The 23,719-nt window shown below is 71.0% G+C and carries 18 protein-coding genes and 4 tRNA genes; 11 read left to right on the top strand and 11 right to left on the bottom strand.

Annotated elements, in window-relative coordinates:
• Nucleotides 1-142: 142 nt before the first annotated feature.
• The 3 genes from ACFY3I_RS24585 to ACFY3I_RS24575 all read right to left on the bottom strand — a co-directional run bounded on the left by ACFY3I_RS24585 (nucleotide 143) and on the right by ACFY3I_RS24575 (nucleotide 3,603).
• Nucleotides 143-2,332 carry a DEAD/DEAH box helicase gene (locus ACFY3I_RS24585; protein WP_390862663.1) on the bottom strand — a complete coding sequence of 730 codons (2,190 nt, stop codon included), beginning with the start codon at nucleotides 2,330-2,332 and terminating at the stop codon, nucleotides 143-145.
• A 313-nt stretch (nucleotides 2,333-2,645) separates the two neighbouring features.
• Nucleotides 2,646-3,170 (bottom strand): hypothetical protein, encoded by a 525-nt coding sequence (locus ACFY3I_RS24580; RefSeq protein ID WP_390862662.1) that lies wholly within the window; start codon nucleotides 3,168-3,170, stop codon nucleotides 2,646-2,648.
• Between the two features lie 79 nt (nucleotides 3,171-3,249).
• Entirely contained in the window at nucleotides 3,250-3,603 is a 354-nt protein-coding gene (locus ACFY3I_RS24575; protein WP_365285514.1) for a metallopeptidase family protein, read from the bottom strand.
• 303 nt (nucleotides 3,604-3,906) lie between these two features.
• Here ACFY3I_RS24575 and ACFY3I_RS24570 point away from each other — a divergent pair, with 303 nt between their 5' ends.
• The 4 genes from ACFY3I_RS24570 to ACFY3I_RS24555 all read left to right on the top strand — a co-directional run bounded on the left by ACFY3I_RS24570 (nucleotide 3,907) and on the right by ACFY3I_RS24555 (nucleotide 5,838).
• Nucleotides 3,907-5,475 (top strand): metallophosphoesterase, encoded by a 1,569-nt coding sequence (locus tag ACFY3I_RS24570; protein ID WP_390862660.1) that lies wholly within the window; start codon nucleotides 3,907-3,909, stop codon nucleotides 5,473-5,475.
• A gap of 80 nt (nucleotides 5,476-5,555) precedes the next feature.
• Nucleotides 5,556-5,628: transfer RNA gene (locus tag ACFY3I_RS24565), tRNA-Glu, on the top strand.
• Between the two features lie 37 nt (nucleotides 5,629-5,665).
• Nucleotides 5,666-5,740 (top strand) — tRNA-Asp (locus ACFY3I_RS24560).
• Nucleotides 5,741-5,764: 24 nt separating this feature from the next.
• Nucleotides 5,765-5,838, top strand: a tRNA-Phe gene (locus ACFY3I_RS24555).
• Between the two features lie 52 nt (nucleotides 5,839-5,890).
• On the opposite strand, the gene ACFY3I_RS24550 is transcribed toward ACFY3I_RS24555, so the two are convergent.
• Nucleotides 5,891-6,373 (bottom strand): PH domain-containing protein, encoded by a 483-nt coding sequence (locus tag ACFY3I_RS24550; protein ID WP_390862658.1) that lies wholly within the window; start codon nucleotides 6,371-6,373, stop codon nucleotides 5,891-5,893.
• 233 nt (nucleotides 6,374-6,606) lie between these two features.
• Here ACFY3I_RS24550 and ACFY3I_RS24545 point away from each other — a divergent pair, with 233 nt between their 5' ends.
• From ACFY3I_RS24545 to ACFY3I_RS24525, 5 genes are all read left to right on the top strand, one after another.
• Nucleotides 6,607-9,489, top strand: coding sequence for a PKD domain-containing protein (locus ACFY3I_RS24545; protein ID WP_390862656.1), 2,883 nt, complete (start codon nucleotides 6,607-6,609; stop codon nucleotides 9,487-9,489).
• A gap of 73 nt (nucleotides 9,490-9,562) precedes the next feature.
• On the top strand, nucleotides 9,563-9,973 hold the full coding sequence (locus ACFY3I_RS24540) for a hypothetical protein (protein WP_390862654.1): 411 nt from the start codon (nucleotides 9,563-9,565) through the stop codon (nucleotides 9,971-9,973).
• A gap of 287 nt (nucleotides 9,974-10,260) precedes the next feature.
• Nucleotides 10,261-14,205 carry an ATP-dependent RNA helicase HrpA gene (gene hrpA, locus ACFY3I_RS24535; RefSeq protein ID WP_390862652.1) on the top strand — a complete coding sequence of 1,315 codons (3,945 nt, stop codon included), beginning with the start codon at nucleotides 10,261-10,263 and terminating at the stop codon, nucleotides 14,203-14,205.
• A gap of 93 nt (nucleotides 14,206-14,298) precedes the next feature.
• Nucleotides 14,299-14,373, top strand: a tRNA-Asp gene (locus tag ACFY3I_RS24530).
• Nucleotides 14,374-14,528: 155 nt separating this feature from the next.
• Nucleotides 14,529-14,720, top strand: a complete 192-nt coding sequence (locus ACFY3I_RS24525; protein WP_390862650.1) for a DUF6274 family protein — start codon at nucleotides 14,529-14,531, stop codon at nucleotides 14,718-14,720.
• 512 nt (nucleotides 14,721-15,232) lie between these two features.
• Here the strand turns inward: ACFY3I_RS24525 and bldC are convergent.
• A complete protein-coding gene (gene bldC / locus ACFY3I_RS24520; RefSeq protein ID WP_003949541.1) occupies nucleotides 15,233-15,439 on the bottom strand; it encodes a developmental transcriptional regulator BldC in 207 nt (68 codons plus the stop codon).
• A 607-nt stretch (nucleotides 15,440-16,046) separates the two neighbouring features.
• The gene (locus tag ACFY3I_RS24515) at nucleotides 16,047-16,889 is read right to left on the bottom strand and encodes a hypothetical protein (protein WP_365285526.1); all 843 of its coding nucleotides are present in this window, start codon (nucleotides 16,887-16,889) and stop codon (nucleotides 16,047-16,049) included.
• Between the two features lie 235 nt (nucleotides 16,890-17,124).
• Between ACFY3I_RS24515 and ACFY3I_RS24510 the strand changes: the two genes are divergently transcribed.
• The gene (locus tag ACFY3I_RS24510) at nucleotides 17,125-18,216 is read left to right on the top strand and encodes a Leu/Phe/Val dehydrogenase (RefSeq protein WP_390862648.1); all 1,092 of its coding nucleotides are present in this window, start codon (nucleotides 17,125-17,127) and stop codon (nucleotides 18,214-18,216) included.
• 300 nt (nucleotides 18,217-18,516) lie between these two features.
• Nucleotides 18,517-18,777, top strand: coding sequence for a DUF3073 domain-containing protein (locus tag ACFY3I_RS24505; protein WP_365285530.1), 261 nt, complete (start codon nucleotides 18,517-18,519; stop codon nucleotides 18,775-18,777).
• 107 nt (nucleotides 18,778-18,884) lie between these two features.
• Here ACFY3I_RS24505 and purM read toward each other — a convergent pair whose 3' ends face one another.
• The 5 genes from purM to ACFY3I_RS24480 all read right to left on the bottom strand — a co-directional run bounded on the left by purM (nucleotide 18,885) and on the right by ACFY3I_RS24480 (nucleotide 23,569).
• A complete protein-coding gene (gene purM, locus ACFY3I_RS24500; protein WP_390862646.1) occupies nucleotides 18,885-19,955 on the bottom strand; it encodes a phosphoribosylformylglycinamidine cyclo-ligase in 1,071 nt (356 codons plus the stop codon).
• A 32-nt stretch (nucleotides 19,956-19,987) separates the two neighbouring features.
• On the bottom strand, nucleotides 19,988-21,517 hold the full coding sequence (gene purF, locus ACFY3I_RS24495) for an amidophosphoribosyltransferase (RefSeq protein WP_365285534.1): 1,530 nt from the start codon (nucleotides 21,515-21,517) through the stop codon (nucleotides 19,988-19,990).
• Between the two features lie 221 nt (nucleotides 21,518-21,738).
• Nucleotides 21,739-22,161, bottom strand: a complete 423-nt coding sequence (locus tag ACFY3I_RS24490) for an META domain-containing protein (protein ID WP_390862644.1) — start codon at nucleotides 22,159-22,161, stop codon at nucleotides 21,739-21,741.
• A 57-nt stretch (nucleotides 22,162-22,218) separates the two neighbouring features.
• On the bottom strand, nucleotides 22,219-23,016 hold the full coding sequence (locus ACFY3I_RS24485; protein ID WP_390862642.1) for a sterol carrier family protein: 798 nt from the start codon (nucleotides 23,014-23,016) through the stop codon (nucleotides 22,219-22,221).
• A gap of 40 nt (nucleotides 23,017-23,056) precedes the next feature.
• A complete protein-coding gene (locus ACFY3I_RS24480) occupies nucleotides 23,057-23,569 on the bottom strand; it encodes a GNAT family N-acetyltransferase (RefSeq protein WP_390862641.1) in 513 nt (170 codons plus the stop codon).
• Between the last annotated feature and the right edge of the window lie 150 nt (nucleotides 23,570-23,719).

The raw sequence follows: 23,719 nt of genomic DNA, 5'->3' as shown, positions 1-23,719 counted from the left end.
CCCGTCACACAAGTGTGCTGATCTTACAGCCAGTTCACAGATCCGCGCTCGACCGTTCCGGGCGGGGACATACGGAGCGGGGACATACGGAAGGGCCCGTACGACAGGTCGTCGTACGGGCCCTTCCTCGGCTCATCGGATGTCAGCCGTTGCGCTTCCAGCGCGGCTTGTCGTCGCGGCGGCCGAAGGAGCCGGTGCCGGAGCCGGAGCCGCGGTGGTCGTCACGGCGGCCGTAGGGGCGGTCGTGGCCGCCGCTGCGGAAGCCCGGACGGTCGTCGCGGTGGTCCCGGTTGAAGGGACGGTCGCTGCCCCGGTGGCCGGACGGACGGTCGTCGCGGCGGAAGCCGCCACGGTCGCCGCCGTCACGACGGTCGTCCCGGCGGAAACCGCCCGAGGGACGCTCGTCACGACGCTCGAAGGAACGGCCGCCACGGTCACCGTCACGACGGTCGTCACGGCGGTCGTCACGGCGGAAACCGCCCGAGGGACGCTCGTCACGACGGTCGAAGGAACGGGCACCGCGGTCGTCACGGCGGAAGCCGCCCGAGGGACGGTCGTCGCGGCGGAAGCCGCCACGGTCGCCGCCGTCACGACGGTCGTCCCGGCGGAAACCGCCCGAGGGACGCTCGTCACGACGCTCGAAGGAACGGCCGCCACGGTCACCGTCACGACGGTCGTCACGGCGGTCGTCACGGCGGAAACCACCGGAGGGACGCTCGTCACGACGGTCACGGCGCTCGTAGTTGCCGCGCTCGTCACGCTGCTGGCGCGGGCGCTCGTAGGAGGAGGACTCCTGACGGACCGGCGCCTCGGCGACCGGCTGCTCCGCCACCTCGGCGGCCGCCTCGGCCACAGCGGCGGCCTCGGCCACGGCCGTCTCCGGGTCCTCACCACGCTCACGGGCAGCCCGGACGACCAGCCGGTCGGCCTCCTCGCGCAGCTCCGCGGCCCGGCGCTGCGCCCGCTCCAGCTCCTTGGTGAGCTGGGTGACCTCGCGCTCGGCCTGCTGCGCCGCGTTGCCCGCGGACTCGGCCTGGACCTCGGTCATCGAGCGGGCGCCGGTGATCTCGGCGACCTCGGGCTCGAAGGCCGTACCGGAGTTGATGATGTGACGGCCGGCGTCGACGCCCGCGTCCTCCATCAGCCGGAAGATCTGCCGGCGCTGGTGCGGCAGGGAGAGCGAGACGACGGTTCCGGTGCGACCGGCACGGGCCGTACGGCCGGCGCGGTGCAGGTAGTCCTTGTGGTCGCCGGCCGGGTCCACGTTCAGGACCAGGTCGATGCCGTCGACGTGGATACCGCGGGCGGCGACGTCGGTGGCGACGAGCGCGTTGACGTACCCGTCCTTGAAGTCGGCCAGCGTCCGGGTACGGGCGCCCTGGGTCATGCCGCCGTGCAGCGCGTCGGCCTTCACACCGGCGTCGCGCAGCTGCTCGGCGATCCGGTCCGCGCCCAGCTGGGTGCGGACGAAGATGATCGTGCGGCCCTTGCGGGAGGCGATCGCGGCGGTGACCGGCGCCTTGTCCTTGGGCTTCACGATGAGGATGTGGTGGGACATCGTCGTGACGTTGCCCTGCGCGCTGTCGACCTCGTGGGTGACCGGGTCGCTCAGGTAGCGCTTGACCAGCGTGGAGATCTCGTTCTCCATCGTGGCGGAGAACAGCATGCGCTGGCCGCCGGCCGGGACCTGGTCGAGCAGCTCGGTGACCTCGGGCAGGAAGCCCAGGTCGGACATCTGGTCGGCCTCGTCGAGGACGGCGATCTGCACGTCCTCCAGGGAGCAGGCGCCGCGGTTGATGATGTCGCGGAGACGGCCCGGGGTGGCGACGAGGATGTCGACGCCGCGCTCCAGGGCGTAGATCTGGTTGCCCATGGACGTACCGCCGCAGACGACCTTCATCTTCAGGCCGAGGACGTCGCCGTACGGCTGGAGGGCGTCCGCGACCTGCATGGCCAGTTCACGGGTCGGGGTGAGGATGACGGCGCGGGGCCGCTTCTTCTCGGTACGGCCGCCGGCCAGCGTGGCCAGGGTGGGCAGACCGAAGGAGAGGGTCTTGCCGGAGCCGGTACGGCCACGGCCGAGGATGTCCTTGCCGACCAGGGCGTCCGGGATGGTCGCGGCCTGGATGGGGAAGGGGGTGGTCACACCGTTCTGCGCGAGCTTGCGCACGACGCCCTCGGGGAGACCGAGGTCGGCGAAGGTGATCTCAGGGGTGGTGTCAGTGGTGTCGGTGGTGGTGTCAGCGGTCTCCTCGGAGACCTGGGTCACCAGCTCGTTGTCGTCCTCGTTGTTCTCGGACACGACGAACTGATCAGTACTGGACACGGACATGCGAATGCGAAACCTTCCGGAGTCTCTTCGGCACGCGCCCGTCAACTCCGTGATTCGCTCACGACCGCCTCAATGCGGTCCGCCACGGCAAGGGAGAGTACGCGCCACACGGCGCGCTCTGCGGTGGCGCCGGGCAAATGGGATCAAACGATCTACCACCATACGCACCCAACACCCCTCAAGGCAAACCCACCATCGAACACGCAGGTCACACGGCTTCTCCGGGGCCCGAACCACCGGGTGAGGCGCCGAGCCGCTACGCCGAACGGAGGCACGGCGAGGTCCCGGCCCGGGCCCCGGTTCACCCGGACGGTCAAGCCGGGGCGCCGGCCCGCGGGGCGGGCTCCCGCTGGAGCAGCTGGGGTCCCGTGTCCTCGTGCGCCGACGAGGACGGCTCGGCGGACGGCGGGTCCGTGACCGGGGGCGGCGGGGTCGGCGAGTCCGGCGGCGGCGTGGGGGAGGCGGGCGGCGGCGTCGGCGACGCCGCTGCCCCGGTCGACCCGCCCGTCGCCCCCGGCGGCACGCTCTGCCCCGGCTTCACCGGAACCGTCGGCCCCCCGCTCGCGCCCTTCGACGGCATCGCGGACGCCGACCCGGACTCACCCGGCTTCGGCTTCCCCCCGTGCCCGCGCTTCCCGTCCGGCGCATCACCGCCGTACCCCGCGCCGCCCCCGCCGGACACCCACGAGTCCGCGCCGCCCCCGCTGCCGTCCCGGTGCCCGGCGGAGTGCGAGGGCCTGGCCTTCCCCGCGTCGTCCCCGACGTTCACACAGCCCGCGGCGGCCGCGACGGCCATCACGGAGACGGCCAGACGGACGGGTACGTACAAGGGGCGCACGGCGGCCACCTCCGGGGGCGAAGACAGGAGTCGCCGTGCCCAACTCCCGCCGCCCGCAAGAGGACACGCAACCGAGGTGTCACCCGTACCCCAGTGCGTGCAGCCGCGCGTCGTCGATCCCGAAGTGGTGGGCGACCTCGTGCACCACGGTCACCTCGGTCTCCGCGACCACCTCCTCGCGCGTCGCGCACATCCGCAGCGTCGGCCCGCGGTAGACGGTGATCCGGTCCGGCAGCACGCCCGCGTACCACTCGCCGCGGTCGGTCAGCGGGGTCCCCTCGTAGAGCCCGAGCAGCTCGGGGTCGGACGGGTCGTCGGGCTCGTCCTCGACGAAAACCGCCACGTTGTCCATCAGCCGGGTCAGCTCCGGCGGGATCCGGTCGAGCGCCTCGCCGACCAGTTCCTCGAACTCCTCGCGCGTCATCTCCAGCACAGGCCCATTGTCCGGCACGGAACGCCCGTACGAGAGGTGCGGACGCCCCGGCATCCGAACCACCGGCCCCGGGCATCCGGGCTCCGAGGCCACGGGGCCACGGGGCCGCGGGGCCGCGGGGCCGCGGGGCCACGGGGCCACGAGGCCGCGAGGCCGCGGGGGCTGGGTCACGTGCCCACGGGGTGCGGACCACGAGCCACGGGCATCCCGACCGCCGGCCACGGCACCCGTACCCGCACCGGCACCGGCACCGGCACCGACCCCCCTCGCATACGCGCCCGCAATCCTGGGCATACGGCACCAATGGCCCGCGTCCGAGCCCGAGACCGCACCCGTCTGCCCGACCTGGAACTCGACCCCGACGCCCACGCACCGCCCGTCTGGATCCGCGCCCTCGGTCTGGTCACCGTCGTCCTGGCCGGCGCCTGGCTCGGTCTGCTGGTGGTCGGGAACGTCCGGGCCCAGGTCGGGCCGATGGACACGACGATGACCCTGCGCCCGTCCCTGCACGGCGGCACGAAGATCAACGTCTCCCCGCTGGGCGCCCTCTCCCTGGACACCCACAGCGGCCCCGTCCGCCTGGACGTCAACGTCGACCAGCTCGACCCGGTCCGCTCGCAGGCGCTCGTCGATCACCCCGAACGCCTCTCCGGCCTTCAGGAGGAGGTGGCCCAGGACGTCGAGCACGGCACCCTCGACGTGGCCGAACGCTCCTGCGTGGCCGTCGTCTGCGGCGCCACCACCCTCGGTCTCGCCGTCTACCGCCGCCCGCGCCGCGCCCTGGCCGCCGGCGGCCTCGCCCTCGCCCTGCTCGCCGGCTCCGGGGTGACCGCGTACGCCACCTGGAACCCCGAGTCGGTCCTGGAGCCGAGGTTCTCCGGCCTGCTCTCCTCGGCCCCCGCCCTGGTCGGCAACGCGCGCAGCATCGTCACCGAGTTCGACGTCTACCAGAAGGAGTTGGCGCGGCTGGTGACCAATGTGACCAAGCTGTACGACGCCACCTCCACGCTCCCCGCCTACACCCCGGACCCCACCACCCTGCGCGTCCTGCACGTCTCCGACATCCACCTCAACCCGGCGAGCTGGAAGATCATCGCCTCGCTGGTCGAGCAGTACAAGGTGAACGTGATCGTGGACTCCGGCGACACCATGGACCACGGCACGGCGGCGGAGAACGGCTTCCTGGACCCGATCGCCGACCTGGGCGTGCCGTACGTCTGGGTCCGGGGCAACCACGACTCCGCCCTCACCCAGCGCTATCTGTCCCGCGTGAAGAACGTGCACGTCCTCGACGACGGCCGTGCCGAGACGATCGCCGGGATGCGCTTCGCCGGTATCGGCGATCCCCAGTTCACGCCGGACCGCTCGTCGGCCCCCGGCGGGGACGCGGCCGAGGAACAGGCCGGGGACCGCCTCGCGACCGCGCTGCGGGAGCAGCGGGCGGCCGACACCCCGGTGGACGTGGCCGTCGCCCATGAGCCGACGGCCGCGCGGATGACGGACGGCGAGGTGCCGCTGGTCCTGGCCGGCCATCTCCACCACGAACAGAACGAGGCCCTGCCGCACGGCACCCGCCTGCGGGTGGAGGGCTCCACAGGAGGCAGCGGGCTGCGCGCGGTCGAGGGCAAGTACCCCGACCCCATCGAGGCCTCGGTCCTCTACTTCGACCGCGACACCCACCGGCTCCAGGCATGGGACGAGATCAGACTGGGCGGTCTGGGCCAGACGACGGCCGAGGTCAGCCGTCACCTCCCGGAGGACGCGCTCGACCGGGGGCGCCGGCAGGGGCGGCCGGACACCACGCCCTCCGCCTCGACGAGCCCGTCGTCCTCGAGGAGCACCCCGCGGACCCCGACGCCGGATGGGCCGTAAACCGTTTTGGCGATACTCCCCGCCATCCCATATGCTTCTCACGTCCCCGACGCGCTGAGAAGCGCCCAGGCGGGCCGATAGCCCTCATCGTCTAGCGGCCTAGGACGCCGCCCTTTCAAGGCGGTAGCACGGGTTCGAATCCCGTTGGGGGCACGCAAGATCGTGTGCGACACTGTTGCACACAAAGCTTGGTCCTGTGGAGCAGTTTGGAGTGCTCGCCACCCTGTCAAGGTGGAGGCCGCGGGTTCAAATCCCGTCAGGACCGCTGGGGTTTCACGTGAAACCTCGTGGCTGGGTAGCTCAGTTGGTACGAGCGATCGCCTGAAAAGCGATAGGTCGCCGGTTCGACCCCGGCCCCAGCCACAACAGACAGCCCCTCCGGGTATCCGGAGGGGCTGTTCTCGTTCTTCGCTTCTCATTCCCCGCCCGGGTCCCTGCGCTTCTTCCACTCCCGGCGCATCAGCTCCAGCTTTTCGTCGAGGTCGGGGTCCTCCAGCATGACCGCCGACGAATAGGGAATGGGCAGCAGAAAAACCGACCCGTCGGTGCGGGTCACCCCTATCTGGGTGATCGTTCCGTAGCGACCGCGGCCCCCGAGCGCACGGATGTTCTCGACATCCCGCCAGGCCACGCGCCGGCGGCCGGTCATCCCGCGGGTGCGCAAGCCCTCCGCGTCGAACCGCGTGACGCCCGTCGTCATCCCCACCAGCACCACGCACACCACCGCCGGTGCCAGCCCGAACGACAGCCACAGACCGACCGCAGCGCCGGTCTGATGATCGGCCAGGAGCTCCCACGACCTCACGGCCGCCCAGCCGGCCCACGCCCCGACGAGCACCGCGAACGCCCACATCACCAAGCGCTGCCTGGCCCTGTACCGGAACACCGTCTCGCTCATCGGTGCAGTGTGACATCGGGCGGCCAGAGGACTCCCGCCGCCTGTCAGCCGGTTCCGATTTGGGCAAGAGCAGGGTGGAGCATTGCGTTCCCTTGAAATGGGGCTGCGATCATGACAGCAGCATGCCAACGCTGAGCTGAACCGCCCCCTGCGCCAACCGGCCGCACTTCCAGGGCAGTTCCCCCCCATCCGGCGTTCTCGTGACCGCACCGCGAACGCTCCCGGGAGACCCCGTGCCCAGACCTCGTCCCACCATCGGACTGCTGTCCCTCGCCGTGATCGTCGTGGCGGGGGTGATGAGCGGCCTGGGCGACGGCCCCGCGATGGCGGAGCCGGCGGCCGGCGGGACGCTGTACGTGGACCACGACATCGCGTGCAGCGACGCCGGGACGGGGACGCAGAGCCTGCCCTTCTGCACCGTGCAGGCCGCCGCGGACGTGGTCGAGCCGGGGGACACGGTCCGGATCCTGGGGAACTCCCTCTCCCCGTACTCGGAACCGGTGACCGTCACCCGGTCGGGGACGAGCGACGAGCCGATCACCTTCAGCGGGGCTCTCCTTCCGCAGAGCCGTTCGGCGGCGGTGCTCGCCGCACCCGCCTCCGGACCGGCGTTGACGCTGAAGGGCGTGCACGACGTACGTGTCGAATCGCTGACCTTCAGCGACGCGCGCCACGGGGACGTGGTGGCGGTGACCGGATCCGGCCATGTGACCCTCGACCGGCTGACGGTGTCCAACTCCGCCCCGACCGTCCCCGTCACCGGGACGGCGGTCGGCGTGGACGGCACCTCCTCGGACGTGACCGTGTCCCGGAGCGCGATCTACGCCGGCACCGCGTACGGCGTACGGGTCGAGCCGGGAGCCGCCCGGGTCACCGTGACGACCGACGTGATCCTCACACAGCAGCACGGCGGCATCGCGGTGTCGGGGGCGACCGACGCGCACGTGACCGGCAACACCGTCTTCGCGCCCTGCGCCACCGCGATCTCGCTGGACGGCGGGAGCTCCGGGGTGCTGGAGAACAACGTGGCCGCCGTCGTCGGCGACGGGTCGGCGCAGACCAGCGCCTGCCAGACGCCGACCGCCCCGCTCTTCGCGGTGTCGGCCGACTCCGCGAGCCGGGTCACCGCCGACTACAACGCGGTGACGCACCAGCAGACCTCCTCCGCCCCCGCCCGTACCGAGTACTCGTGGGCCGGCACCTCCTACACCTCCAGCGGGGCGTTCCGGGACGGGACCGGTCAGGGGGCGCACGACATCGACGGGATCACCGCGACCCCGACGACGCCGTCCGAACACTCCCCGCTGATCGACTCGGCCGACGCCACCGCGCCCGGCGAACTCGGCACCGACCAGGAAGGTCACGCCCGGGTCGACGACCTGCTGGTCGCCGACACCGGCAACGGCACGGGCCACCCCGACCGGGGCGCCCTGGAGCGGCAGGACACCCTCACCGTCTCCGCCGCCGACGATCCGACGCCCCCGAAGGGGCTCGCGCCGCTCGGCATCTCCATGAAGACCGACGCCACCAGCGCCTGGGGGGCGGCCCTCGCCTACTCGGTCGACTTCGGCGACGGCAGCGGCCCGGCCACGGGCACCCCCGGCACCCCGGTCGCCCACACCTACACCACCCCGGGGCCGTACACCACGCGGATCACCGTCACCGAACCCGACGGGACGAGCGCCGAGAAGTCCTACGCCGGAGTGGCGGCCGGCACGGCCACCCCGCCCGCCACCGCCGTGTCCGCCGCTCCGGAGACCTCGGGCGGACAGGTCGTCGCCGGGCTCGCGCGGTTCACGGTGCCGGCCCCGGCCGACCCGTGGGAGATCGCGTACCGCACCCTGGACTACGGCGACGGCACCAGGGACAACCTGGCCGGCGACGCCCAGGTGCCGACCCAGTCCACGCACCGGTACGCGGCCCCCGGCACCTACACCGCCACCCTGACCCAGACCGACCTGTTCGGCCGGGCCACCACCGCGAAGACGACCTTCCACGCCGCCGACGCCTTCATCGCGGTGACCCCGCAGTACGACACCGCCAGGACGATCGCCGCGCACGGGGTCCTGAAGCTCCCGGCGGCCACGCTGCGGGCCGACTCGAACGGCACCGACGCGGTGCAGCTCCAGCTCGTCACCAGCGGCGCCAAGGCGAGCGGCGCGCTCACCCTCTACACCCACGGCACCACCCGTCCCGGGACCTCGGCCATCGCCTTCGAGCCGGGCCGTACGGCCACCGCCGAGACGACGGTGAAGGTCACCCCGACCGGTTCGGTCGACGTCTACAACGGCAGCTCCGGCGCGGTCACGGTCGAGGTCGCGACGGTGGGCCTCCAGTCGCACGGCCAGTACGCCGACACCTACCACCCGGCCACGCCGGTCCGCCTGCTCGACACCCGCACCGGCACCGGCGGCGCGAAGAGCCCGGTCGCCGGCGGTCACTCGGCCACCCTGTCCGCCGGCGGGACCCACGGCGTCCCGGCGAGCGCGGACGCGGTGGTCCTCAATGTCACGGCCACCACCACCAAGGCGTCCGGCAGCCTCACGGTCGCCACGCACGGCACCACGGACCCCGGCGTGACCGGCCCCTTCTGGACCACCGGCCAGACCGCCACCGCCCAGGTCGTGATCCCCCTGCGCGACGGCAAGGTCGTCCTGCACAACCAGAGCAAGGCGTCGGCGAACCTGGTCGCGGACCTCGTCGGCTGGTACGGCACCACCGCGGGCGGCTCGGAGTTCCTGCCCGTCACCCCGGCCCGCATCCTCAACACCCGGACCGGAACCGGCACCGGCAAGGTCGCCAGGATCGCCGCCCACGGCACCCTCAAGCTGAAGGTCACCGGCGCCCACGGCGTCCCGGCGACCGGAGTGACCGCCGTCGACCTGAACCTCACGGTGCCCTCGCCCGCCGGCAGCGGCTACCTCGTCGCGTATCCCGACGGCACCGCGCGCCCCGGCGTCTACTCGCTGAACTTCGCCAAGGCGCACACCGCGGCCGACCGCGCGCTGGTCAAGGTCGGTTCCGGCGGCGTGATCGACCTCTACAACGCGGGCACCGTCCCGGTGGACGTCTGTGCGGATCTCCTGGGCGACTACGACGTCTTCCCGACGGGCTGAGCCGATCTCCTTGGCGACGGGGTCGGCGCGACGCTAGGTTCTGGCGCGTCGACACGTCGTCAGGGTGGGGAAGATGAGCCGGGACCTGGAAGCAGAGCTGGAGAAGGACCGCGCGAGATACGGCCTGCTGGCCGTCGTCATCAGCAATCTCGCCATCGCCGGGGTCGCGGTCTTCGGTGTGTGGCGGCTGAGCGGTGACACGTCGGTGATCATCGGCGTGCTCAGCGCGGCCTTCACGGCGGTGAGCAGCATGACCACGGCCTACCTGGGCATCAAGGCCGTCTCCAACACCGCGAAGTCCATGGCGGCCGCGGCGGCCCCCGCCGCGGCACCGGTTCAACCCGCCCCCGCCGCCGCAGCGCCCGCTGCCGCCCCCGGCACGCAGCCGACCCTGACGGAGCCCACGGCCCCGCAGGCCGGGAGCGAGCCCACCGTCACGCCCCCGCCCCCGGCCGGCACCACTCCCGCCCAACGCACCCGGTAACCGCCGCGCCCAGTCCGGTTCGGTCCCGACCCCAGTCCGGTTCGGTCCCGACCCCGGTCCCGACCCCAGTCCGGTTCGGTCCCGACCCCGGTCCGGTCCCGCCGGGACTCCCCGTCGCTCCGGCCGAACCGGCGGTCTCGGCCTGCCCGGCGCCAGTCGCAGGGGACCCGGTGGACCCGGTCGACCCGGTCGGCCTCGCAGCCGGAGTCGGCATGTCACCCCGGCCGAACCGCCGGAGGCAAAAGCGTTCGCCATGAATTTCCCCGAGGTGAGATCCTGGACCGCGTATGTCTACGCATCCCGCCCCCGCCCTCGGCGCCCTCGCCCCCCGCCTGACCGAGCTTTCGCTGCGCGACGCGCACCGGCTCGGGCGCAGGCTGGAAGGCGCGCGCAAGATCCGTAAGCCCGAGGCCCGGTCCGCCGTCCTCGCGGAGATCGAGGCCGAGGTGGCCAGCGCCGAGGAACGGATGGCCGGCCGCCGTGCCCTGGTGCCCGCCGTCTCGTACCCCGAGCAGCTGCCCGTCAGCCAGAAGAAGGACGAGATCGCGGAGGCGATACGCGACCACCAGGTCGTGATCGTCGCCGGTGAGACCGGGTCCGGGAAGACCACGCAGATCCCGAAGATCTGTCTGGAACTCGGCCGCGGCGTCCGGGGCATGATCGGACACACCCAGCCCCGCCGGATCGCGGCCCGTACCGTCGCCGAGCGGGTCGCCGAGGAGCTGCGCACGCCGCTGGGCGAGGCCGTCGGCTGGAAGGTCCGCTTCACCGACCAGGTGAACCCGGACGCCACCTTCGTCAAGCTGATGACGGACGGCATCCTGCTCGCCGAGATCCAGACCGACCGCGAGCTGCGCGCCTACGACACGATCATCATCGACGAGGCCCACGAGCGGTCCCTCAACATCGACTTCCTGCTCGGCTACCTGGCCCAGCTGCTGCCCAAGCGGCCGGACCTGAAGGTGGTCATCACCTCCGCGACCATCGACCCCGAGCGGTTCTCCCGGCACTTCGGCGACGCCCCGATCGTCGAGGTCAGCGGCCGGACGTATCCGGTGGAGGTGCGCTACCGGCCGCTCCTGGAGGAGGACTCCGAGGACGCCGACCGCGACCAGATCACCGCCATCTGCGACGCCGTCGAGGAGCTCCAGGCCGAGGGCAAGGGCGACATCCTCGTCTTCCTGTCGGGCGAGCGCGAGATCCGGGACACCGCGGACGCGCTGGAGAAGAAGAACTACCGGTTCACCGAGGTGCTGCCGCTGTACGCCCGGCTCTCGCACGCCGAGCAGCACCGCGTCTTCCAGCAGCACACCGGCCGCAGGATCGTGCTGGCCACCAACGTCGCCGAGACCTCGCTGACCGTGCCCGGCATCAAGTACGTCATCGACCCCGGCTTCGCCCGCATCAGCCGCTACAGCCACCGCACCAAGGTGCAGCGGCTGCCCATCGAGCCGATCAGCCAAGCCAGCGCCAACCAGCGCAAGGGCCGCTGCGGCCGGACCAGCGACGGTGTCTGCATCCGGCTGTACGACGAGGACGACTTCCTCGCCCGCCCGGAGTTCACCGACGCCGAGATCCTGCGCACCAACCTCGCCTCGGTCATCCTGCAGATGACCGCGGCCGGCCTCGGTGACATCGAGAAGTTCCCCTTCATCGACCCGCCGGACCACCGCAACATCCGCGACGGCGTGCAGCTGCTCCAGGAGCTGGGCGCGATCGACCCGGACGAGAAGGACCCGCGCAGACGGCTCACCGACAGCGGCCGCAAGCTCGCCCAGCTGCCCGTGGACCCGCGGCTCGCCCGCATGGTCCTGGAGGCCGACAGGAACGGCTGTGTCCGCGAGGTCATGGTCATCGCCGCCGCGCTCTCCATCCAGGACCCGCGGGAGCGTCCGGCCGACAAGCAGACCCAGGCCGACCAGCAGCACGCCCGCTTCCGCGACGAGACCAGCGACTTCCTCGCCTTCCTCAACCTGTGGCGGTACGTCAGGGAGCAGCAGAAGGAGCGCGGCTCCAGCTCCTTCCGGCGGATGTGCAAGCAGGAGTACCTGAACTTCCTGCGCATCCGCGAGTGGCAGGACATCTACACGCAGCTGCGCACGGTCGCCAAGCAGATGGGCATCCACCTCAACGAGGAGGACGCCCCCGGCGACCGCGTGCACGTCTCCCTGCTCGCGGGTCTGCTGTCGCACATCGGCATGAAGGACGTGAAGGACGGCGCGAAGAACGAGTACCTGGGTGCGCGGAACGCCAAGTTCGCGATCTTCCCGGGTTCGGCGCTGTTCAAGAAGACGCCCCGGTTCGTGATGTCCGCCGAGCTGGTCGAGACGTCCCGGCTCTGGGCCCGGGTCAACGCGAAGATCGAGCCGGAGTGGGTGGAACCCCTCGCCGGGCACCTCCTGAAGCGCACGTACAGCGAGCCGCACTGGGAGAAGGACCAGGCGGCCGTGATGGCGTCGGAGAAGGTCACGCTGTACGGCGTGCCGATCGTCGCCGACCGGAAGGTCAACTACGGCCGGATCGACCCCGAGGTCAGCCGCGAGCTTTTCATTCGCAACGCGCTGGTCGAGGGCGACTGGCGGACCCACCACAAGTTCTTCGCCGACAACCGCAGACTCCTCAGCGAGGTCGAGGAGCTGGAGCACCGGGCCCGGCGCCGGGACATCGTGGTCGACGACGACACGCTCTTCGACTTCTACGACCAGCGGGTGCCCGAGCACGTCGTCTCCGGCGCCCATTTCGACTCCTGGTGGAAACGGAAGCGGCAGGAGCAGCCGGAGTTCCTCGACTTCGAGCGCGCGATGCTCATCCGGGAGTCGGCGGAGGCGGTCACCAAGGCCGACTATCCGGACTCCTGGCGGCAGGGGCAGCTCAAGTTCCGGGTGACGTACCAGTTCGAGCCGGGCGCGGACGCCGACGGCGTGACCGTGCACATCCCGCTCCAGGTCCTCAACCAGGTCAGGGACGAGGGCTTCGACTGGCAGATCCCGGGCCTGCGCGAGGAGGTCGTCACCGAGCTGATCCGGTCGCTGCCCAAGCCGATCCGCCGCAACTACGTGCCGGCGCCGAACTTCGCCAAGCGCTTCCTCGACTCGGCGGTCCCGCTGCAGGAGCCCCTGATCACGACCATGGCGCGCGAGCTGAAGCGGATGGTCGGCGTGCCCTTCGAGGCCGAGGACTTCGACCGGGCGAAGATCCCGGACCATCTGAAGATCACCTTCCGGATCGTCGACGAACGGCGCCGGAAGCTGGCCGAGGACAAGGACCTGGAGGCGCTGAAGCTCCGGCTGCGGCCGAAGGCCCGCCAGGCCATCTCGCAGGCGGCCGCGGCCACCGCGGAGCGCGAGGGCGGCGAGTCGCTGGAGCGCACGGGCCTCACGGACTGGACGATCGGGTCGCTCACCCGCGTCTTCGAGACCCGCCGGGCCGGCCAGCCGGTGAAGGCGTACCCGGCGCTCGTCGACGACGGCGACACGGTCTCGGTCCGGCTCTTCGACACCGAGGAGGAGCAGGCCGAGGCGATGTGGAAGGGGACGCGCAGGCTGATCCTCCGCAACATCCCGGTGAACCCGGCGAAGTTCGCGTCCGAGAAGCTGACGAACGCCCAGAAGCTGGCGCTGTCCGCCAATCCGCACGGCACCATCCAGGCCCTGTTCGACGACTGCGCGATGGCCGCCGCGGACAAGCTGATCGGCGACTTCGGGGGCCCGGTGTGGGACGAGGAGTCGTACCGGAAGCTGTACGACAAGGTGCGCGCGGAGATCGTCGACACGACGCTCCGCACGGTCGGGCAGGTACAGCAGGTGCTGGCCGCCTGGCAGGCCTGTGAGCGCCGTCTGAAGGGCGCCCGGAGCCCCGCGCTCCTCGCGAACCTGACGGACGTCCGCAAGCAGCTGGACGCCCTCGTGAAGCCGGGGTTCGTGACGTGGGCCGGCATCCGCCGCCTGCCCGACCTCATGCGCTACCTGGTGGCCGCCGACCGGCGCCTCCAGCAGATGCCGGCCAACGTCCAGCGGGACACCACCCGGATGGAGAAGGTCCACGAGATGCGGGACGAGTACGCCTGGCTCCTGGAGCAGCTCCCCAAGGGACGTCCGGTGCCGCAGCAGGTGCTGGACATCCGCTGGATGCTGGAGGAGCTGCGGGTCAGCTACTTCGCGCACGCGCTGGGCACGGCGTACCCGATCTCCGACAAGCGGATCGTGAAAGCGATCGACTCCGCACTGCCGTAACCGACCGGGCACGCTGGGTGAGTTCGACCAGGACCCTCACCCTCCTGTACAGTCCTTCTCGCAGCACAGCGAAGACAAAGTGCCGCAAAACCTGGTCCTGTGGAGCAGTTTGGAGTGCTCGCCACCCTGTCAAGGTGGAGGCCGCGGGTTCAAATCCCGTCAGGACCGCACAGTGTGGAGGCCCGCATCCCTCGAGGGATGCGGGCCTCTTCGTCGTTCCCGGACCCCGGCCGGGGCCGAGGGCGCGCTCTTGACGCCGTCACATTCGGTCGGTACCCAGAAGACAGGGCTCGCTCCCCCTCGGCCCCCTCTGGAGGTGGCGTATGGCGGCTTCGGTGCGGCACGAGACGCGAGCCCTGTTGCGGGCCCATCTGGCGGCCGCCTCGTCGTACCGGCACCTGACCCGCCACTGTCCGGTCTGCCATCGGCTGCTGCGCCTGGCCATGGACTCCGCCCCGCACACCGCGGAGGCCCCGGCGGAGGCCACGGAGGACGAGGATCCGGTCGGCGCGTGAGCGGTGCCGCCCCAACAGCCGCTCCCCTGTGGGACGGTGGAGCCCGCGACTCTATTAGCGCACCCGGGGCAGTACAAACAAGCCGTGCGGTATGTGACGGGAGTCACCGCATAAGTTCCTGAACCGGCGGTACTTACCCCCCGCCTACAACAAGTCAATTTAATATGTGCAATTGCACTACCCAGGGCCGCCTCCGGCGGTACATCCGCCGGCTCCCCCGTCCCCCTCTCGGGGCGCGTTCACAGGAGATCCGACAGGCCTCCCCAGACTCCGACAAGGCTGCTCACAGGGGCACCGGTCATGATCGAACAGACCTCACGAGCGCACAAAAAAGATCGCGCTGGACCCGGCGGAGTCCAGCGCGATCTACGACGCACCCTGTGTCGCTGCCTGTGAAGTTCTGTCGGCCTGGGCGTGGGTCCCGTTGGGGCAGGACCCGCGTCGCTCGGAGCTAGGGTTCGGGGCGTCCCGGCCAGTTGGGGGACCGGTCGGTTTGCCCGCTATTCAGTTGGTCAGGCCTCGCTGCGCTGCTGCGGAATACCCGCGAGCAGTGCGCGGACCTCAGCCTCGCGGTAGCGTCGATGTCCGCCCAGCGTGCGGATCGACGTGAGCTTGCCGGCCTTCGCCCACCGCGTGACCGTCTTGGGGTCGACACGGAACATGGTGGCGACCTCAGCCGGGGTCAGCAGCGGCTCGGCATCAGGGGTGCGAGCGGTCATGAGCGGCCTCCTCGGGAGAACCGAACCTTCTCGGTTCTTTCCTCTAAATTCTGCACCTTGACCCGCGTTGCCCGAAATGGCGGACGCGAGTCGAGTCGGTTATAGGACGAACGGCTTGTCCTCGGCACTACAACTACACCATCCGTCCAGCCGCGTCGGCCAAACCGATGGAATTGCCCTCCCAGGTAGTCATCAGCCGCGGAAGCCGATGGACCATGCCATAGCGGACAGTCACGCCACTGTGACGATCAGTCACATGGCGATCAGGAGGCACCAGACCCCCCAAAGCGAGTGCAATGCTGAGATTCCACCCACAGTGCACCACAAGCGGACGGAAGGAGCCCTCCCCGGACTCCTTGTCCTATTTTGGCACGAGGAGTGGCAAGAGGCGCAAGAGCCGTGTAAGTGCGGTCCGTCACCCTTGACGCAAAAGCCCGGATCGGGACCTACGCCCCGTGCGTTCACTGAAGTGCCGTCAACGTACGTTGTTTCATGGCATCTGGGCCGTGACCTACATCACTCGGCACTCATACGTCACCTAGGTGTCATCTGACTGTCACACCATCAGGTGATCCGACACTGAGTACGGAGCGGCGGGCTTCGCCGCTCAGTTCGCCGACCGCCGGCCCCGCACGGCCCGCCAACGCTCCACCAGCCGCCCGTACGCCTCCCCGGCCGCGGCCCCGTCGCCCTGCCGAAGCGCCTCGATGCCGGCCGCCACGTCGGCCGCCGAGTGGTCGCCCTCCAGGTCGCCGGCGGGCAGGGCGTGCACCAGGCCGCCGTAGTCCAGTTCCACCAGCGAACGCGGATGGAACTCCTCCAGCCAGCGGCCGACGTCCACCAGACCGTCGATCAGCGGCCCTTCGTCGATGGTGTCCTTGAGCGTGCGCAGCGCCCGGGCCACCCGGCGCCGGGCCTGCACCATGGGCGTGCGGTAGCGCAGCATCGGCGGGATCTCGCCGGTGCCCTTCTCGTACCGGCGCTCCTCGTCGGAGACCAGCACGAACCAGTTCAGCGGCACCTGCCAGGTCGCCGTGCGGATCCAGGGCCGGGAGTCGGGATTGCGGGCCAGCCAGCGCTCGTAGTCCATCGCGGCCTGCCGGCGCACGACCGGCGGCAGCATCGCGTCCAGGACCAGGTCCGGCAGCTCCTCGGGCGGCTCCTGGAGGGCCTGCCAGCCCCGCAGCCGCGTCCGCCACGGGCACACGCACACCACGCCGTCGACCTCCAGCACGAAGGCCTCGGCGCTCTCCTGGACCGGCACCGGGATCGGCGGGGTCGGCAGCAAGTCGGCCAGCGCGCGCCGGAGTTCGTCCTGGTACGAGGGCCTGGTGGCACGGCGGGCGTATCGCGCCCAGTGGCCGCGCTCGGACTCCGGGAAGGCGGCCAGCGGCTCGTACACACGCAGGTACGTCGCGTAGGGGACGATCACCGATGACACCTTGGGCACGCCTGCTCCCTCCCCATCGGACCGGGCTCGAAACCAGCGGGACCCACTACGGAGCAGCCGCGAAACCACAGCAAATCGTCCCACGCTCATCCGTGCGCACGCGGCACGGGAGAGTGATCCTGAACACGGCGCGGATGGTGGGCGGGCAATAGCTCTACGCTCATGCCACGGCCCCCGCCACCCGTACGGAGGCCCCCGTCTCCACCCGCCGCGAACACAACCGGGAGTCACCACAGTGACCGACGTTTCCACCGGCGTCCTGCACACCCTGTTCCACTCGGACCAGGGCGGTCACGAGCAGGTCGTGCTCTGCCAGGACCGCAAGAGCGGCCTCAGGGCCGTCATCGCCATCCACTCCACCGCGCTGGGCCCCGCCCTCGGCGGCACCCGCTTCTACCCGTACGCCAACGAGGAAGAGGCCGTCGCCGACGCCCTCAACCTCGCGCGCGGGATGTCGTACAAGAACGCCATGGCCGGACTCGACCACGGCGGCGGCAAGGCCGTGATCATCGGGGACCCCGAGCGCGACAAGACCGAGGAACTGCTGCTCGCCTACGGGCGCTGCGTGGCCTCGCTCGCCGGCCGCTACGTCACCGCCTGCGACGTCGGCACCTACGTCGCCGACATGGACGTCGTGGCGCGCGAGTGCCGGTGGACCACCGGCCGCTCCCCGGAGAACGGGGGCGCGGGCGACTCCTCCGTGCTCACCGCCTACGGCGTCTACCAGGGCATGCGGGCCAGCGCGCAGCACCTGTGGGGCGACCCCTCGCTGCGCGGCCGCACCGTCGGCATCGCGGGCGTCGGGAAGGTCGGCCACCACCTGGTGGAGCACCTGCTGGAGGAGGGCGCCCGGGTGGTGATCACCGACGTGCGCCGGGACGCCGTCGGCCGGATCTCCGACCGGCACGCGCAGGTGCAGGTCGCCGCCGACACCGAGTCCCTGATCCGGGTGGAGGGCCTCGACATCTACGCGCCCTGCGCGCTCGGCGGCGCGCTCGACGACGTGACGGTGCCGGCGCTGACCGCCAAGGTGGTGTGCGGCGCGGCCAACAACCAGCTCGCCCACCCCGGTGTCGAGAAGGACCTCGCCGACCGCGGCATCCTCTACGCGCCGGACTACGTGGTGAACGCCGGCGGTGTCATCCAGGTCGCCGACGAGCTGCACGGGTTCGACTTCGACCGGTGCAAGGCCAAGGCCGCGAAGATCTTCGACACCACGCTGGCCATATTCGCTCGTGCGAAGAACGACGGGATTCCGCCCGCCGCGGCGGCCGACCGGATCGCCGAACAGCGGATGCACGAAGCGGCAACAGCGGGTGGCCGCTGACCGAACACCGGATTTCCGCACGGAATTCCGGTACCCGCCGGCGGGCACTTGGAGAGAACTCTCACGTTCGTCGGCGGGTCGCCCGCCAGGAAGTGGTTAAAATCGTCGTTGACCAGCGGGGACGGGGCACCTCGCGGGTCGTGCAGCCAGGCGCGTGGTGCGGGCGACGTACCGTATGGGCGCGGGCTCAGGTACCGTGGAAGCCCTACGGACCGGTCTCTCCGAGGAGAGTCCGTTCCGGATCATGAACGCGTGTCAGACTCTGGGGCCGTCGAGCCCCGTCACCGAGGGGGTCGAGCCATGGGGCGCGGCCGGGCCAAGGCCAAGCAGACGAAGGTCGCCCGCCAGCTGAAGTACAACAGCGGTGGGACTGACCTGTCACGTCTGGCCAGCGAACTGGGCGCATCGACTTCGGACCAGCCGCCGAATGGCGAGCCGTTCGAGGACGACGACGAGGATGACGACCCGTACGCCCAGTACGCGGATCTCTACAACGACGATGAGGACGAGGACGAGGACGACCAGTCCGGTCCCCAGTCCCAACATCGTCGCGGTGCGTGATGCCTGCGGCTGCTTAGCCGCGTACACACCCGGTCCGGGGCTTCCAATGCCGGACCGGGTTTTGTGCTGGCCTCGCGGCCGACGCGACTGAGTTCCCGGGCCGGGTCCTACGCGTAGTCGCCGACCAGTTCCGCACCCGTGGTGTGCTCGCCGCGCTCGGTGATCTCGCCGGCCACCCACGCGTCGACCCCGCGGTCCGCGAGGGCGGTGAGCGCCACCTCCACCGACTCCTGCGGCACCATCGCGATCATGCCGACACCCATGTTGAGCGTCTTCTCCAGTTCGAGCCGCTCGACGTTGCCGGTCCGGCCGACCAGGTCGAAGACCGCGCCGGGCGTCCAGGTCGTCCGGTCCACGCGCGCGTGCAGGTGGTCCGGGATCACCCGGGCCAGGTTCGCCGCGAGCCCGCCGCCGGTCACATGGCTGAACGCGTGCACCTCGGCGGTGCGGATCAGCGCCAGGCAGTCCAGCGAGTAGATCTTGGTGGGCTCCAGCAGCTCCTCGCCGAGGGTGCGGCCGAACTCCTCGACGTGGGCGTCCAGGGCGAGCCCGGCCTGGTTCAGCAGCACGTGCCGGACCAGGGAGTACCCGTTGGAGTGAAGCCCGGAGGACGCCATGGCGATCACCGCGTCACCCGTACGGATACGATCCGCGCCGAGCAGCCGGTCGGCCTCCACCACGCCGGTACCGGCGCCCGCCACGTCGAAGTCGTCCGCGCCGAGCAGGCCCGGGTGCTCGGCCGTCTCGCCGCCCACCAGGGCGCAGCCGGCCAGCACACAGCCCTCGGCGATGCCCTTGACGATCGCGGCGACCCGCTCGGGGTGCACCTTGCCGACGCAGATGTAGTCGGTCATGAAGAGCGGCTCGGCACCGCACACCACGATGTCGTCCATGACCATGGCGACCAGGTCGTGGCCGATGGTGTCGTACACGCCCAGCTGCCGGGCGATGTCGACCTTGGTGCCCACACCGTCCGTGGCGGAGGCGAGCAGCGGGCGCTCGTAGTGCTTGAGGGCGGAGGCGTCGAAGAGGCCGGCGAAGCCGCCGAGGCCGCCGAGGACCTCCGGACGCCGGGTCTTCTTCACCCACTCCTTCATCAACTCGACGGCGCGGTCGCCCGCTTCGATGTCGACGCCGGCAGCCGCGTAGGAGGCACCGGTGGAACGGCTCTCAGACATTGCCTGGGATCTTTCGGGTTGATGACGGGGCGTTACGGGCGACGGATCGCGTCGGCCGCGGCCGTGGCTGCCGGACCGGCGGCCAGTTCGGTCTCCAGGAGCTGCTTGCCCAGCAGCTCGGGGTCCGGGAGCTCCATCGGGTACTCGCCGTCGAAGCAGGCACGGCACAGGTTCGGCTTGGCGATGGTGGTCGCCTCGATCATGCCGTCGATGGAGATGTAGGCCAGGGAGTCGGCGCCGAGCGAGGTGCCGATCTCGTCGATGCTCATGCCGTTGGCGATGAGCTCGGCGCGGGTGGCGAAGTCGATGCCGAAGAAGCAGGGCCACTTCACGGGCGGCGAGGAGATCCGGATGTGGATCTCGGCCGCGCCCGCCTCGCGCAGCATGCGCACCAGGGCCCGCTGGGTGTTGCCGCGCACGATCGAGTCGTCGACGACGACCAGCCGCTTGCCCTTGATGACTTCCTTCAGCGGGTTCAGCTTCAGGCGGATGCCGAGCTGCCGGATGGTCTGCGAGGGCTGGATGAAGGTCCGGCCGACGTAGGCGTTCTTGACCAGACCGTTGCCGAAGGGGATGCCCGAGGCCTCCGCGTAGCCGATGGCGGCCGGGGTGCCGGATTCCGGGGTCGCTATCACCAGGTCGGCCTCGACCGGGGCCTCCGCGGCGAGCTTGCGGCCCATCTCCACCCGGGACAGGTACACGTTCCGGCCGGCGATGTCGGTGTCGGGGCGGGCCAGGTACACGTATTCGAAGACACAGCCCTTGGGCTTCGCATCCGCGAATCGAGAGGTGCGCAGGCCGTTCTCGTCGACCGCGACGAACTCGCCCGGCTCGATCTCGCGCACGAAGCTGGCGCCGCAGATGTCGAGGGCGGCGGACTCGGAGGCGATGACCCAGCCGCGCTCCAGGCGGCCGAGGACCAGCGGGCGGATGCCCTGCGGGTCACGGGCGGCGTAGAGGGTGTGCTCGTCCATGAAGACCAGCGAGAAGGCGCCCCGGACCTTCGGCAGGACCGCGTGCGCGGCCTCCTCGATGGTCAGCGGCTTGCCGTCGGCGTCGACCTGGGCCGCGAGGAGCGCGGTGAGCAGGTCGGTGTCGTTGGTGGCGGCGACCCGGGTGGACCGGCCGTGGGTGTCCTTGGGGAGGTCGGCGACCATCTCGGCGAGCTGCGCCGTGTTGACCAGGTTGCCGTTGTGACCGAGCGCGATCGAGCCGTGCGCGGTGGCCCGGAACGTCGGCTGGGCGTTCTCCCAGACGGAGGCACCGGTGGTCGAGTAGCGGGCGTGTCCGACCGCGATGTGTCCCTGGAGCGATCCGAGGGAGGTCTCGTCGAAGACCTGGGAGACCAGCCCCATGTCCTTGAAGACGAGGATCTGGGAGCCGTTGCTGACCGCGATACCCGCGGATTCCTGGCCCCGATGCTGAAGGGCGTAGAGCCCGAAGTACGTGAGCTTGGCGACCTCTTCACCCGGAGCCCAGACACCGAAGACGCCGCAAGCGTCCTGGGGGCCCTTCTCACCGGGGAGCAGATCGTGATTGAGGAGACCGTCACCACGTGGCACGGCACCGAGTGTAGGCGAGATCGACCACTGGTCCGAATTGGGGATACCCGGCCGTAATGGATCTACGAATCGGGTCACCCTGGCGGCTTTCCACATTTCCGCTGGTCAACGCGGCGGGAGGATCGTCCGGCCGGTGCGCGTTCGGTCGGACCTGTGCCCGCGCAACCCCCTCAGACCGTATCTCTGAGTGAGGAGTCGCACATCATTCGGGACACCCGAGGTCACTTCCGGGACAGCTCGACCCGGTCGCCGCCTGCCGCGGTGAGGGTCAGCCTCCCGCCGTCCACATGGATGGTGAGCGCTGCCTCGGTGAGGGTGCGGGCGAGGGCGCGCTCGAAGGTCATGCGGGCGTCGTCGCAGGCCATCCGGGTGGTGCGGACGTTGCCGAGGCGGAGCCGGTCGTCCGTGAGGCGCGCCGTGGCACTGAACTGGTTGCACCCGAGGCCACCGGCCGCCCGGCCGTCGTCGATCCTCACGTGGGCATGCGCCGGGGCGGGCCGGGTGGTGCCCTCCGCCGTCACGCTCCCGACGGTCCAGTCGACCCCGGTCACCGACGGCCGTGGACTCACCGAGCCGCTGCCCGCACCCGCCCGCTCGCCACCACAGGCCACCGCGAGCAGGGCGGCGGCAGCCGTGAGAACCATGCTCTGCCTGTACCCGTACATGCCGGTTCGACGGATCGGACGGGACGATCGGTTCCCTCAGCCCATGAGCGGCAGGTAGGCGCTGATGTCCGCCCGCTCCCCGCTCGCGCTGACCTCGGCGGCCGCCAGCGCCGCCGGCCACCCCACCCGCCCGGTGGCCAGCCGGATCCAGGTCAGCGGATCGGTCTCGACCACGTTCGGCGGGGTGCCCCGGGTGTGCCGGGGGCCCTCCACGCACTGCACCACGGCGTACGGCGGCACCCGGACCTCGGTGGAGCCGCCGGGCGCCTTGACCGCGAGCGTGTCGGCGAGCAGCCGGGTGCAGGCGGCGAGCGCCTGCCGGTCGAACGGCACCTCCGGCCCCGCGAGGGCGGCGTTGAGGTCGTCGGTGTGGACCACCAGCTCGACGGCCCGGGTGACCAGGTAGTCGTCCAGGGACATCGCGCCGGCGCTGGTGGCGAGCAGCCGGGTGCCCGGGTGGGCCGCGAGGAGGGCGCGCAGGCCGTCGTCGGCTTCGGTGAGGTAGGCGTCGAGGTCGGGGTGGCCGTCGGCGAGGCGCCGGGTGAAGTCGGAGATCGCCGAGGAGTTGGCGGCGGTCCGGAAGGGCCAGTCGAGGAGGACCGCGTCCGCCTTGGCCGGCTCCGGCTCGTCCAGGGCCCGCCGGACGGCGGTGACGGCCATGCCGACGTGGGCGACGAGGTCCCGCACGGTCCACCCGCCGAGCCGGGTGGGGAGCGCGAGCTGCTCCGGGGTGAGCGTGCGGACGGCGTCCCGCACGTGGGCGAACTGGGCGAGGACCGCGGTACGGGTCCGGGCCGGGTCGTACGTCCTGGTGCGTTTCCTGGCGGGCGGCATGGCGGTGAGCGTATGCCCTCGGTCCGACAGTGCCCCGCGGTCAGGGGGCGAGGTCGCGGGCCGGGTCGATCACCCAGTGGTTGCTGCGGATGACCCGGTCGGCGAAGTCGACGTCCCGCTCGCCGAGGAGGCGGAAGCCGAGGGAGCGGCAGATGCCGTTCGAGGGGCCGTTGGCCGTCGCAGGGAAGGCGTGGACGGCGCCCCAACGGCCCTCGTCCCTGGCCTGTTCGAGGATCGTGCGGGCGGCGAGCCTGCCGAGCCCGCGGCCCTGGAACTCGGGCAGCACCATCCACCCGATCTCCGAGACCGGCTCCCCGTCCTCGTCGTGCGCCCAGATGCACACATTGCCCGCGACGGTCTCGGGGGCGCCGGGATCAGGAAGGATCATCTTGATCCACCCGACGCCGGCGGCCGCGGTCTCGGCGTCCCGGCGCACCTTGTCCCGCATCCCCTCCTCGGGCAGCGGCCCGCCGAGATCCCGCATCATCACGGGGTCACAGCGCATCCGGACATAGGCGTCCACGTCGTCCTCGGTGACATCTCGCAAGCGCATGCCAGCAGGATGGGCCGTCCGCTCCCCGGTCCGAAAGGGTCCGGACGTCATTCGCGGCGGTCGGAGGCGATCACTCGCGAGTGTGCTGAGCAAGGAATCCCGCCCCACGCCGCCCCGGTGTCCGACGACACTGGCCTTCGCCTGGAAGGG

Origin of the sequence: Streptomyces sp. NPDC001068 (assembly GCF_042897315.1) — a bacterium.
GTDB lineage: Bacteria > Actinomycetota > Actinomycetes > Streptomycetales > Streptomycetaceae > Streptomyces.
The sequence above is the reverse complement of the archived record's forward strand: the minus strand, read 5'-3'. Positions and strand labels throughout refer to the sequence as shown.

What these genes read in the sequence shown, in the direction of transcription:
- ACFY3I_RS24585 (WP_390862663.1), bottom strand. Translation starts at nt 2,332, where the DNA reads ATGTCCGTGTCCAGTACTGATCAGTTCGTCGTGTCCGAGAACAACGAG.
- ACFY3I_RS24570 (WP_390862660.1), top strand. Translation starts at nt 3,907, where the DNA reads ATGGCCCGCGTCCGAGCCCGAGACCGCACCCGTCTGCCCGACCTGGAA.
- ACFY3I_RS24550 (WP_390862658.1), bottom strand. Translation starts at nt 6,373, where the DNA reads ATGAGCGAGACGGTGTTCCGGTACAGGGCCAGGCAGCGCTTGGTGATG.
- ACFY3I_RS24540 (WP_390862654.1), top strand. Translation starts at nt 9,563, where the DNA reads ATGAGCCGGGACCTGGAAGCAGAGCTGGAGAAGGACCGCGCGAGATAC.
- hrpA (WP_390862652.1), top strand. Translation starts at nt 10,261, where the DNA reads ATGTCTACGCATCCCGCCCCCGCCCTCGGCGCCCTCGCCCCCCGCCTG.
- ACFY3I_RS24525 (WP_390862650.1), top strand. Translation starts at nt 14,529, where the DNA reads ATGGCGGCTTCGGTGCGGCACGAGACGCGAGCCCTGTTGCGGGCCCAT.
- bldC (WP_003949541.1), bottom strand. Translation starts at nt 15,439, where the DNA reads ATGACCGCTCGCACCCCTGATGCCGAGCCGCTGCTGACCCCGGCTGAG.
- ACFY3I_RS24505 (WP_365285530.1), top strand. Translation starts at nt 18,517, where the DNA reads ATGGGGCGCGGCCGGGCCAAGGCCAAGCAGACGAAGGTCGCCCGCCAG.
- purM (WP_390862646.1), bottom strand. Translation starts at nt 19,955, where the DNA reads ATGTCTGAGAGCCGTTCCACCGGTGCCTCCTACGCGGCTGCCGGCGTC.
- ACFY3I_RS24490 (WP_390862644.1), bottom strand. Translation starts at nt 22,161, where the DNA reads ATGGTTCTCACGGCTGCCGCCGCCCTGCTCGCGGTGGCCTGTGGTGGC.
- ACFY3I_RS24485 (WP_390862642.1), bottom strand. Translation starts at nt 23,016, where the DNA reads ATGCCGCCCGCCAGGAAACGCACCAGGACGTACGACCCGGCCCGGACC.
- ACFY3I_RS24480 (WP_390862641.1), bottom strand. Translation starts at nt 23,569, where the DNA reads ATGCGCTTGCGAGATGTCACCGAGGACGACGTGGACGCCTATGTCCGG.